Source organism: Nitrosomonas sp. (assembly GCA_031316255.1).
Classification (GTDB): Bacteria; Pseudomonadota; Gammaproteobacteria; order Burkholderiales; family Nitrosomonadaceae; genus Nitrosomonas.
Genome location: JALDQW010000001.1, coordinates 2,553,144 through 2,565,155 on the forward strand (window position 1 = coordinate 2,553,144; position 12,012 = coordinate 2,565,155).

At 40.1% G+C, this 12,012-nt stretch carries 11 protein-coding genes and 2 pseudogenes; 4 read left to right on the plus strand and 9 right to left on the minus strand.

From position 1 onward, the window contains the following. Positions 1-46: 46 nt before the first annotated feature. The 8 genes and pseudogenes from MRK00_11330 to MRK00_11365 form a co-directional block, all read right to left on the minus strand. The gene (locus MRK00_11330) at positions 47-3,052 is read right to left on the minus strand and encodes an EAL domain-containing protein (protein ID MDR4517962.1); all 3,006 of its coding nucleotides are present in this window, start codon (positions 3,050-3,052) and stop codon (positions 47-49) included. A gap of 27 nt (positions 3,053-3,079) precedes the next feature. Beyond that, complete coding sequence (locus tag MRK00_11335; protein MDR4517963.1) at positions 3,080-3,379, minus strand: hypothetical protein; 300 nt, start codon at positions 3,377-3,379, stop codon at positions 3,080-3,082. 58 nt (positions 3,380-3,437) lie between these two features. Further along, a complete protein-coding gene (locus MRK00_11340; GenBank protein ID MDR4517964.1) occupies positions 3,438-4,163 on the minus strand; it encodes a flagellar brake protein in 726 nt (241 codons plus the stop codon). 85 nt (positions 4,164-4,248) lie between these two features. After that, positions 4,249-5,928 (minus strand): diguanylate cyclase, encoded by a 1,680-nt coding sequence (locus MRK00_11345; protein ID MDR4517965.1) that lies wholly within the window; start codon positions 5,926-5,928, stop codon positions 4,249-4,251. Between the two features lie 269 nt (positions 5,929-6,197). Beyond that, positions 6,198-7,058: pseudogene (locus tag MRK00_11350) on the minus strand (methyl-accepting chemotaxis protein). A gap of 435 nt (positions 7,059-7,493) precedes the next feature. Then, positions 7,494-7,775 (minus strand): annotated as a pseudogene (locus MRK00_11355) (PAS domain-containing protein). Positions 7,776-8,543: 768 nt separating this feature from the next. Continuing rightward, the gene (locus tag MRK00_11360; GenBank protein MDR4517966.1) at positions 8,544-8,816 is read right to left on the minus strand and encodes a GIY-YIG nuclease family protein; all 273 of its coding nucleotides are present in this window, start codon (positions 8,814-8,816) and stop codon (positions 8,544-8,546) included. Between the two features lie 136 nt (positions 8,817-8,952). Then, entirely contained in the window at positions 8,953-9,282 is a 330-nt protein-coding gene (locus MRK00_11365) for an HU family DNA-binding protein (GenBank protein MDR4517967.1), read from the minus strand. Between the two features lie 302 nt (positions 9,283-9,584). Between MRK00_11365 and MRK00_11370 the strand changes: the two genes are divergently transcribed. From MRK00_11370 to MRK00_11385, 4 genes are read left to right on the plus strand one after another with little or no spacing between them, the layout of a single operon-like run. Continuing rightward, positions 9,585-10,073 carry a hypothetical protein gene (locus MRK00_11370; GenBank protein MDR4517968.1) on the plus strand — a complete coding sequence of 163 codons (489 nt, stop codon included), beginning with the start codon at positions 9,585-9,587 and terminating at the stop codon, positions 10,071-10,073. Then, entirely contained in the window at positions 10,046-10,270 is a 225-nt protein-coding gene (locus tag MRK00_11375; protein ID MDR4517969.1) for a hypothetical protein, read from the plus strand. Before MRK00_11370 ends, MRK00_11375 begins: the two co-directional genes overlap by 28 nt. A 47-nt stretch (positions 10,271-10,317) precedes the next feature. Beyond that, complete coding sequence (locus MRK00_11380) at positions 10,318-10,956, plus strand: hypothetical protein (GenBank protein MDR4517970.1); 639 nt, start codon at positions 10,318-10,320, stop codon at positions 10,954-10,956. A gap of 33 nt (positions 10,957-10,989) precedes the next feature. After that, positions 10,990-11,430, plus strand: coding sequence for a hypothetical protein (locus MRK00_11385; protein ID MDR4517971.1), 441 nt, complete (start codon positions 10,990-10,992; stop codon positions 11,428-11,430). 17 nt (positions 11,431-11,447) lie between these two features. Here the strand turns inward: MRK00_11385 and MRK00_11390 are convergent, their stop codons facing one another. Then, complete coding sequence (locus MRK00_11390; GenBank protein MDR4517972.1) at positions 11,448-11,873, minus strand: hypothetical protein; 426 nt, start codon at positions 11,871-11,873, stop codon at positions 11,448-11,450. Positions 11,874-12,012 lie beyond the last annotated feature (139 nt).

The window sequence follows — 12,012 nt, forward strand, 5'->3', positions numbered from 1 at the left end:
TTGGTGCTTCCGAATAAAAAGTCAGACTGAAATGAGAAGGATTACTTCAACTGTATGTTTTTCTCAATAATCCTTCAAGCTGTTCAATTGGTAACGGCTTGCTAAACAGGTACCCCTGGTAAGCATGACAACTTTTTTTCAGGAGCAGTTCTTGCTGTTCCTTTGTTTCTACTCCTTCAGCAATAACTTTTAGATTCATACTTTGTGCCATTGCAATAATGGTGCTTACAATTGCTCTGTCGTTATTATCAAAAACTATATCACGCACAAAGGATTGATCAATCTTTAGTTGATCCAGTGGCAATTGCTTGAGGTATTTTAAGGAAGAATAACCAGTACCAAAATCATCCAGCGAAAACGTGATGCCAATTTCTTTCAATCTATTCATTGTTAAAATGGTTTCATCAATATTATCCACCAACATGCTTTCGGTCAGTTCTAATTTTAGCAATCCTGGTTTGATGGCATAACGTCTTATCATTGATTCTAATTGAACCACGAAATTAGCCTGGTTGAATTGCTGTGCACTCACGTTTACCGATAAAACAAGGTCGCGAGTTCGTTCATCTTTTTGCCATTCGGTGATTTGAATACAGGCTGTTTCTAAAGCCCATTCTCCGATGGGTACTATCAAGCCCGTATCCTCTGCCAAAGGAATGAATTGTGCGGGAGACACCAAGCCACGCTCGGGATGCTGCCAGCGAATTAGTGATTCTGCGCCCAATGGCCGATTTAAATCATCAACCTGGATTTGGTAATACAACTGAAACTGTCGCTTCTCAAGTGCCCGGCGCAATTCCACTTCAAGAGATAAACGATCAACTATGGCTTTTTGCATTTCCGGGTCATAGAAACTAATCGTATTACGGCCTGATTTTTTGGCCTGATACATAGCGATATCTGCTTGTTTTAAAAGTTCTTCAATCCCTTGACGGTTGTCATTGAATATACTAACTCCTATACTGGCTCCACTGTGGTATTCATTCACACCAAGTTGGTAAGGCTGTTTGAGACAAGCAAGAATTTTTTTAGCTACAGTCTCAGCCTGTTTTGCCGCATTCATGGAATCCTTGCTCAATTCTTCTAACAATACTACAAACTCGTCACCACCGAAACGAGATACAGTATCACCTTCTCGTACAGAAGTATTTAGTCGTTCTGCAACCTGAACCAATAATTTATCTCCCAGGTCATGACCGAGCGTGTCGTTGAGGTTCTTGAAATTATCCATATCAATGAACAATAGGGCTCCATCATGTTTGCTTCGCGTACTGGAAGCCAGTGCATGGCTGAGTCGATCAAGCAGGAGTCGTCTATTAGGAAGCCCGGTAAGATGATCATAAAAAGCTAGATACTTGATTTCTTCTTCTGCCGCTTTTGTTTCTGAAATATCAGCTAACGTTGCAACGTAATTGATAACCTTGCCGCTCTGATCTGTCACAGAAGTAATGGTAAGATACTGTGGGTAGATATCACCGTTCTTGCGTCGATTTTTAACCTCACCCCTCCAACTCCCTGTTTGATTGATGCTGTTCCACATGGTTTTATAGAAGTTTTTATCCTGGAGACCGGAACTGAGTATTTTTGGGGTTTTTCCACAGACTTCATTACTTGTATAACCGGTTATTTTAGTAAATGCACTATTAACTCTAAGAATGACTTTGTTTACATCAGTAATCATCATTCCTTCTTTGGCTTCAAAAGCTGTTGCAGCGATACGCAAGTCGCTCTCAGCTCTTTTCTGACTGGTGATGTCTATCATGATACCGCGCAGCCATCGTGGCACACCATTCTCAACGACCACATTAACAATATCACGTAGCCAAACTGCGCGGCCATCCTTTGCAATCATCCGATACTCAAAATCATGTGCTTCCATTCGTTTTGTGCTAGCTGCACAAAATTTAGGCACCCACTCCCTGTCTTCAGGATGCAGATGCTCCACCCAGAATCCAGGTTTATACCATTCGTCTACCGAGTACCCAAGCAAACGTTCGGCTTGGCAACTGACATAGGTGAAATTAAATGTAGCAGCATCTGCTTCCCATACAATTCCGTCAGTAGAGTTAACCAAATCACTAAATCGTTTCTTGGCAATCCTAATCGTTTCATTCGCCAGGTTGATTGTCTTGACATGGATTCCCAGAATGATACCGACCGTGGACAGAATAGTCATATAGAACCAGTAATTCTTAAGATTCGCAGTAGCTATCTCATTAGCAAAAAAGCCAATTTCCTGTTTAGCACCCCATAATGCCTGTGTTGCAATCATGAGCAAAACAAATGCAGAACCATAAGCGCCAAGACGCATCGATGCCCATGCAACAAAAAGAAACATGACGTAAGCCCTTGGAGCTTCACTGAGATAATCATGGAACCAATCTAGAAAAATAACCTGCCCGGCAATAAATGTTAAGGTTATTAACAGGATGACTTCAAACAGTTGTTTTGCGTTAATTTGAAAGTGGAGTGTCTCTCTCAAAGCTAATACAAAAGGGGTAACCAATAAAACACCAAGCACATCTCCCATCCACCAATGTAAAATATTGTCAAGATAGTCGGTTGTTACTATCATATCTGCACTTAGTAGCGCTGATACGCCAATAAATGCACCCAGAATGCAGGCAACACAGCCTCCGGATACAAACAAGTACAGGTAGTTTGATAGTGTGTTCAATGAAAATACAGTTTTTACGCTACGAATAATTAACCACGCACCTAAGAATGCTTCTGAGACTTGAGCCAATGTCATACCAGCTATTGCCCAAGGTGAATCAAGAAATAAAGAATTTAGCAGCAATGAACCGGACAATATGCCCAAGATATACTTCTTGCCGCCAATAAGTAAAACCGCTAGCGCAAATCCACTACCTGGCCAGATAGCACTTACAATACCATTGCTAGTAAAGTATAGATGGATGATACTACCAAGAATCAAGTAGATTGCTGCAATGCCGAATTGTTTAAAAAATTCGATGGCGGGAACCGCATTCATAATAATATTTATAATCGGCTTATTAAGATAAAGTCTTTTGTCAAGATTGGTTAACATATTTAATGTTCGCCCGCTTTAAGTAACTCAATCAGGGGAATTGGTTTTCCAACGCCATAGCCTTGCACGATTAATGCCAATTTCTTTTAGCGCGGCCTTAATCTGATTATTCTCAACAAATTTAGCAATCGTCTGCATGCCCATTGCCTTGCCAATGTCATTATCTGACCCTGCATAGCAAGTCTGATCTAAATAAGCTAAAAGTATTTCGGTATCAAACGGATTGTCTTCGATTTGCAAGACTCTAATTCTGCTTCTGACCAAATATTTTAGGTATGCCTCCACTTCGACCTTAGGCCTCTGATGATGATCAATTCTATCCGCCATAATTACGCCACTATGTCTCGAGGAACCTGTTAACTATTTTTTGTTTTATGTGGCATTCTCAGATAATCTTGCCATTGCCAAAAATAAGCTCATGATATATATAATTTAATAGAATTTGTGTTTGCTCAGGCTTCACGTCGATAAATTTAAGGCCATAAATCAATTGACCAATTTCATTTTTGCTCACATTAAATCTTTTAATAATGGCAGACACAGAAAAGATGGTAATTTTTTCAAGGATGCTAACATCAAAAGATAGATTCAAAGAGGAACCAGGTTCTCCCAAATCAGCGCGTATTTGGATTTCAGCACCCGTACTGCTAAGATTTGTGATTGTTGCAGGAAAGGTTTCATGGTTAACGGTTACTTTTGCTTCTATATTGGTCTTAATACGTACTGAGTTCCGTATAGCTTGTCCATGAATCTGAGTGGGGAATGATAAATGAATGTATTTAAAGGGAAGATTAATGATTTTCTCAACAAAAACTTTAAAACTAAAAATATTTTGTCCGTTGAAAAAGCGAACAAAAATTTGATCGCCACCGACTAAAGGATATCCGATTAGTGGTTCTGCTTTTGGCAAATAGACAAGCAGCGTTTTATCAGGAACGTAACCTATTACAATAGCAGAACAATGATCATCATTTTTTAAACAGCATTGAGCCTTTGCCATCGCAGAAGGTTTGATATGCAATCTATCGCCGATTTTAAGCTTAATGTCATTGAAATCATACTTTAAAATATTAATTTCATTTGATTCGGATAGGTTTGGTTGATCTAGCATGATCGTCCTTAAAAAATGATTTTGATAATTGCCTTAATTTCAAGAAGCAACTTTTTATTTCACTCCATTACGGATCATTGAATGTTTATGAATGGATCAATTGTGTAACTTCAGCATCTACAACAATCTGATTTTTGCCATTTCTTTTTGCCTGATATAAAGCTTTGTCAGCGCGTTGATACAGATTTTGTTGTGAATCTCCTGGTTGGTATTGCGTCACACCTGCGCTAAACGTCACTAATATTCGTTTGTTTTCGTGCAGAAAAAACTCTTTAACTATGTGGCGACGAACTCTCTCTAAAATCTCAACAGCACTTTCAATCATCGTGTTGGGTAATAAAATCGCGAACTCTTCACCTCCATATCGAGACACGATATCCTCCAGCCTGACAACCTTCTTTACGGCCTCGACTAAATAAACCAACACTTTGTCACCCACATCGTGGCCATATGTATCATTTAACTGCTTAAAATTATCGATATCGAGCAAGGCAAAGCACAGTTGTTTTTCGTTACGTGCTGCAATCGAAATCTCGCGTTGGTAGGCATTATCAAATCCGCGTCTATTGAGTGCTCCGGTAAGGTGGTCTTCAGATGCTTTCTCACTCATTTCTTGCAGCTTGGTTTCCAGTTGGTTGATTTGAAGTAGTGCACCTCTCGCTTCGGCACGAGAAGTCAGTATTACTTCGCTATACGTCGATAAATTTTCCTGTACCTGCTTTGTTTCCTGTATCACATCATCAATCAACAAACTTATATCTGCAACGTCATCACTCCGACCTATTCTCTCGGAAAAATTCTCAAGCTTGGCACTATAATCACCTGTCTCGGTAGATAACTCCTCTAGATTTGAGATGAGAGAAGTGACCATTTGCTTCATAACTGTCTTGGCCTCAACTAACCTGTCTTTGATGGCCTGCTTTCTTTGTGCAATCTTCTTAAGTATCTGCTCTACTTGATTAATATCCTCAAGGCTTAATGAGTCAGATATAGTCTCTTTTGCACTTGAAATCTGCTCTTTAATCCATTGATCCTCAGATAACAGTTGTCCGGCACTATCCATTATTAAATTGAGTATCCGGCGGATACCCTGTTGCAACAGCATGCCATTCTCGCCATCTGGTTCTAATGTAGCGCTAAGTTGCTCAAGAGAATTTATGAATTGTTTCAATTCTTGCTTGTTCTTTATTTTGCAAGCTTTTAAAGCTAGTTTTTTAATATCTTCGGCTACTGCTTCTTTTTCAATCGAATTAAAAGATACATGTTCTAAAAGTTGCACTACCACCTTCAGGAATTGCATGGAATAACTATCCACTTCAAAGTCTTCGTTAATTAATGAAGTATTGGAATCCTGATGTAAATTTTGTTTTGCTGCAGAATTATCACTTCCCTCCTGCATGGAAACGTTCCGAGAATAATCAGAACTCGATCCTGGTTTGAGTGGTGTTGATGAATTGTCGAGATGTGAGGTATTGTTAGCGAAAAATCTGATTAATATCGTTTTATACTTTGCCCACTTCTTCTCATTTGCAGCCTGTTCCAGACCGTTTGCAACGTCAAGCAAATTCTGTGAGTGACGTGGAATCCCTCTGGCTAATTCCAATAACATTTTTACCTGAACATCGGTTACATGGTCATCTGACAACCCCGCAATTTGATGATAAATTTTTTGATAGTTGTCCGGCGTGGGTGGAATTTTTTTCGACGCCAAGTTGATCAAAGTTTCACGCGCAATAATAGAAGGTGAAAGTTTTTTATTATTCATAATCAGCTACCATGTAGTGAAAAATCAAACGGTACAAATATTATTATATTACAGGGCGATATTTCTTAATTAAAATCAAAGGAATGAATTTAATTCCATTTAACAATGGAGGCTTATTTAAAATAATGTCAATATTTTCTGCTATTGACAACTTTCATATACGCACTTCTGTTTTGATCTTGCCTATGAGGCATTAGGGTTATCTGCTTCACACCTTGTTTTATCTCAGGTATTTGCTGTATTCCGGTTTCATTAACCATTCTTGAATGATCAACCTTAAAGATAGAAATTGCACCACTGAGTTCTTTAGCCTGGTTCTCGAGAGATTCTGCTGAAGCAGCAGCTTCTTCTACCAGAGCAGCATTCTGTTGAGTGACTTCATCCATTTGCATAACCGCCTGATTCACCTGATCAATACCTGAGCTTTGTTCCTGAGATGCGGCGGTTATTTCGGTCATGATATCGGCAACGTGTTTAATTGAATTAACAATTTCTTCCATTGTTTTACCTGCCTCATCAACTTGCAGCGTTCCATTTCGTACTTTACTTGCCGAATCATCTATCAGTAATTTGATTTCTTTTGCAGCCGTTGCACTTCTTTGCGCAAGATTGCGAACCTCAGTTGCCACAACAGCAAATCCTCTTCCCTGCTCACCGGCGCGTGCTGCTTCTACAGCCGCATTCAAAGCCAGAATATTGGTTTGAAATGCAATGCCATCGATTACATTAATAATGTTCGCTATTTTTTTGGAACTGTCACTGATTGATGTCATGGTATTGACTACCTCGGACATCATCTGACCGCCTTTAATTGCGACATGGCTTGCACTTGTTGCAAGATGATCTGCCTGTTTGGAATTCTCTGAATTTTGTTTTACAGTTGAAGCCAACTCTTCCATGCTTGCAGCCGTTTCTTCGAGCGAAGATGCCTGTTCTTCAGTGCGTTGTGACAAGTCCATATTGCCACATGCTATTTCAGTAGCAGCCTGACGAACTATCTCAGCATTATTGCGGACATCCAGAACAGTGGCTTTTAAATTAATATTCATCTGAGCCAGTGATTTAAACAATAAACCAAATTCGTCGGTATAAGTTGAAGAAATTTTTGTCCGTAAATCACCCGCAGCAAGCGTATTGGCCACATCAATTGCTTCATTCAAAGGTTTAAGCGTACTGCGGATTAAATAAAGACTTATGGCACCTATTAATAAAGCGCCACCGATGCCTGCAGCCATTACAAAAGTATTCAGCCAAGACGGCGCTGTGGCATCACTTATATTCCACCACCCGGCGCCTGCGGTACTTAGTAATAATAATGCCGGTAACGATAAAAGCATTGCCACTTTTTTACCAAAGGTCATTTTGAATAGTGAAGCCATCTTGCCTACAAAATCAGTACGAACAACACCTCCATTTTCTATCTTGAGGTTTTTAGCCTTTCCCTCGATAAATTGCTGATAAATCGGTGCGACCTTTTCTATAAGCTGACGTGACGGTTTTGTCCTGACCGACAGGTACCCGACGACGGTTCCGTTTTCAATCAGTGGGGTTGCGTTACCCAATACCCAGTAATAGTCACCATTTTTGCGTCTGTTTTTGACCAGCCCTGTCCAGGGTTTTCCATTTTGCAGGGTATTCCATAAATCGGCAAAAGCTTCTGGCGGCATATCCGGATGGCGTACAATATTATGCGCCTTTCCAATCAATTCATCCTCTGCAAATCCACTTACCTCTATAAATGCCTGATTAACGTATGTTATCCGCCCTTTTGTATCTGTAGTAGAAACAATGAGAGTATCATCGTTAATTGGATATTCATTATTGGAGACTGGTAAATTTACTCTCATGAACTATTTCTCCTTTATATTGGCAATATTTCGGCAGAACAAGCTACTTGGTGCGGCAAAGCAAGCAAAGAAATGCTCTTTGCAAGAATGATACCTTGATGTTGCATAATTTTTCCTCAATTATTGATATAGCATCGATAAACCAAAGAGATAACATAAATCGGCGTACTAACACCCGAACAATTAGCCAAGGTAATTTGGGCCAAAGTCACTACGATTCATATAGAACCAAAAATTGTTTTCCATCAATTCATAAATCAGAGAAACTGTTAATCAAAAAACAGCAGCACTTTGGAAAAACAAAAAATCTCAAAATGTCTATTACACACAATCACTTTGCATCCCCATCGTCCTATATGGTTTGTCCTTATCAAAGACCTCTAAAATAGAGTTTCCAGATACAAAACGAGTATAGAATATTTTAATTTACTCATTTTAATGAATAGAATTATAAACATGATTCATTTAAACAGAATGAACACATGCCCCTATACCAATCTTGAGTAGCCAATATGATCGACTTTGCATTCTGTCTTCAATTGATTTAGGACAAAAGAGAGAAGCGCACCACCGAACACTCCCCCCAACTCTCCTACCCCCGAATCTTCACCGCAGCACTATTAGCCGCTTCCCGCAATGCCTTGGTGGACGAATGCGCATACCGCATAGTCACCATTCGTAATAGCCGAGTATCCGCTGCCACATACAGCGTTCTGTCATCGTTTTCCAGGAAACTGCAAATTCATGCCGTAGATTATGCGGGCGTAGTTACACTGAGGGAATATTTGTTGTAAACATAACCTTTGTAATCAATGCCAATTTATCTGCTCGAGTCATCGCTTTGATTGCTGCTTCCCTTTTTGTCGCTTCCAATCTGGTTGGTTGGAATTCTTGACACACAAGCCGGAATGGGCCACGACCATCGGTATAGCGTGCACCTTTCCCGGTTTCGTGTTTGGTGATCCGGCGTGTCAAATCTTTGGTTATGCCAGTGTAAAGACTACCATCAGCACATTCCAGAATATAAACCGTCCAGTTCATTGAATCGCTAAAGCCGTATGCTTATATGGTCGATACATAAATTGTAGGGTGTTCATACCTACGAATCATGAGTAAATTTGAAACTAACCTGCCCAGGGAATTTTGGCCCCTTCTTGATTCCCTGGGTTTCTCAAATTTATTTCTTCTTCGCTTTCACACTTGATTTAACCGGCTTTCCGGTTTTGGCTGCACGTGTTGCAGCGGCTTCTGACAGGGCTTTGCCTGGCTTGAATTTGACTACCTTCTTTGCAGGAATGGTCATGGTTTTTCCGGCTGCCGGATTACGGCCTTCGCGACTTGCACGTTCCGTCACTGAAAAAGTACCAAATCCCACTAACTGAATGTTATTTCCAGTGGCTAGTGTTTGTTGAAGAACGTCAAGCATTCCATTGAGCATGGTACCGACTTGTGCTTTCGTGGTGTTGGAACGTGTTGCTATAGCTTCAATCAATTCAGTCTTGTTCATGAGACGCTCCTGATAGTGGGTTAAGAAGTGGTCGTAATTTAACAATACATAACACCACAAATCAATAGTTTTTTTATTCCAAACACTTATCGTGCTGACAGGAAGCTTATATATCAACAGAAAACACATAACCGCCAGACGTTCCTGAATGGCTTTCAGGTTGTCATTATTAATCAATAGCACGTTAGATCAAAAGTACTTGGCATATTAACCCTACATACTATTAATATACTTTTTATATACTATTTACTTTCTTTATGTTTCGGTTTAGTATTCTTGTTATCTTTTTACGCGGTGTCAATATGAATACGATGATTGTGCTAACCAGCAAGAACCTTGAGCACATGTTTAAACAAGGCGGGTGTGGCGATTGGGTTGCCAGAGAAGATCGTGTTGCCAAATGTACTTATCTAATTGCCGTGGCAAATGCGCATTCAAACTGGAGTATGCATAAACCCGAGAATCACGGAGAAGCTTTTTTCATTGGAAAAATATCCGGTATAAAACCTTCCATTGAAAATCCAGGAAGAGTCATTATTCAATTTAGCGACTATGCTGAAATCAGCCTGCCTAACGCCTGGAGTGGACAGCAAAATCCGGTTAGATATACAACTCTAAATGAGCTGGGCTTTGATCTCGATCCAGATAAGCTTGATTGGAAGAAATTTCCTGCGAGTTACGGAAATCTTACCGGCGCAAATCTCCAAGCAACCATAGCAGAAGCCAAGGAGGATTTGGCAAAAAAGCTAGGGGTCGCACCCGAATGCATCGAGATTATTGTGCGGGTGTGACTGAACCAGGTACAGAAAAAGCGGATAGTCCCCATCTTTACAGGCATGCAGCTCCAATGAATAAACGCCACAAGAAAAAAGACAATGGTTTGATTGTGACCGCCCTAGCATGGAGCATCAATACTGTTTTCTTCTGTATTGGTTTTATTGCTGCCTTTTCATGGGGATTATTAAGAATCCTGCTCAAAGATAGATAACCGACCCAGCTATATAGCTTTCAACTTTTTTAGGATTTAAATCATTTATGTACTATAAACATCCCAGTACGACATTAAACAGGTTGTTTTCCAATCGACCCTATCAAGGTACTGATCCCATGAAAGCCAAGTATTTATTTATTGGCCTTGATGCAAACTATGCTGAAGATATCGATCAATCTGAAATATCGCAAGAAATGTATGAATATCTTGATGACGGTGTATTGTTTTGGGAAAAATACGGTGTGCACCATCCTTTTTTGCTGGACAATTACCAAGGTGATGGCAAGTTCTATCACCGCAGTTTCGCAAAAATCGGCTTTACCCAATCGCATGCGCCTGAAATTGCTTTTATAGAATTATTGCATCTACCAACATATGGCCGGAGTAAACTCGTACCGTCCGATCTTGACGATCAACATCTGGTGTGGCTGAATCGGGTGATCTTGGAAGGCGATTCAAAATATATCTTCATGCCTACCAGTGTTGGCAATCTGATGCGCCAAACCGGACATTTCCCGTGGATAACAACCAAACCTGATGTTACCGATAGCGAACTGAAGGTTTGGTTCAGCGATGAAAACAAAACTGTCTTTTGGCATTATCACTTTTCAACATACGGAAAATTTACCGCTACCAAGGAAAAGCAGGCTGTCGCGATTCGTGCTTTGATTCATGATAGCTGACCATTGTATGGCAATTGAAATAATAATTCTCACATGTGCGGCGGTATCCAATATCAGGATCACAAAATCTACTTTCCCCAACCCGATGCTAGACTACCCGTGCGGTTGCGTAGTGGCGACGTTACCTGGGTAACATGGGGTAGGCGTCAAAAAGAAGCCATTGGTCAATTTCCGAATGGCGGCTGGGCACGATTGGATTCCATCAAAGCAGGTAAATGGAAACCTTGGCGCCCAAGACCAGTTTTAATTGCCGCCGATCAATTCATGGAAAAGGATCACGATGGTCAATCTCACTGGATACCGATCGATAACAGAATGGTCATACAAGGGCTGCTGGCCGAACGTAAAGAAAAGATGCGGGTTTATGTGGTAACGATCGATACGCCTCCGGAATATGCGTGGATACATGATCGTTGGCCAAGATTAATAAAGCTGGGTCAGCTTATGTATGGAATTAGTAATTTGAAAAAATGATAGTTTTAGACTTTACACTATTTTTTCCCTAGGCCTGGAGCTCCGCCTTGATAAGGTAATCCGTGTAAGCTGGGAGCTGCTTCAGAAAAACGTGAAGAATTACTGCTATGTTTGTTGGAACGGTTGCATTCTCTTAAAGCTTCGTTTTCAATATTTTCCATTAATTGTTTATTTATTGTGTGGAGCTTCTCATTTTCATGTTTCTGTTTCTCAATCTCTGCTTGCAATTTTTTCCATTCTTCTGAAAGCCTATTTAATTGTCCTGGCAGAAGTAGAATTCTTCGTCCGCGACGTACGCCTTTCTTGGTTTCGCAAAACACTACAGAGTGGATTCTAATATTTTCAGGAAAATTTAGTCCCCTTAAAAAAGGAGAAGACTTACATTCACTTTTAATATCAGCATAAAAAAGCTGTTCAACAATTTTCTCTTTTTTTCTTGGCATGTTAATTCTCTCTTGTGAAATCATGGCCTAGAGATATTTACGACATTTTGGAGGAATTATATAGTGTCTTAAATAAACATTTTTGTATACGATTTGACTTAAACAGTAGCAATATACTGATGTGTCATTCAGTTTCTGC